Genomic DNA, 437 nt, shown 5'->3' on the forward strand with positions numbered 1-437 from the left:
GATAGTTCTGTATGTGATGTTGCAGAACTTCCAGAAGTTTCAACTTTAGACCCTCAAGATAATAACGGTGTTGATGGAACTTGGTCAGTAGATCAGTCTGATGATGTTTATACCTATACATTCACGCCAACAGGCGATTGTTATAATGAGTTTTCTTTTGTTGTAACTATAACTTCTTCAGTTGATACTGTATTTGACTATACAGACTCCTCAGTTTGTGATGTAGCGGATCTTCCATTAGTTGATGATTTAGACCCTCAAGACAATAACGGTGTTGATGGAACATGGTCAATGAATCAAGTTGATGATGTTTATAATTATACATTTACTCCAACAGATACTTGTTACAATGAGTTTAGTTTTACTGTAACTGTTAGTGATTCAGTTGACACTGTGTTTACATACACAGATAGTTCAGTGTGTGATGTTACAGAGCT

General features: G+C 35.5%; 1 pseudogene. It reads left to right on the forward strand.

Annotation, left to right across the window (positions count from 1 at the left end):
* Window positions 1-437 (forward strand): annotated as a pseudogene (locus NLM59_RS11510) (hypothetical protein); the annotation flags it as partial.

Source organism: Profundicola chukchiensis (genome assembly GCF_029664245.1).
Lineage (GTDB): Bacteria > Bacteroidota > Bacteroidia > Flavobacteriales > Weeksellaceae > Profundicola > Profundicola chukchiensis.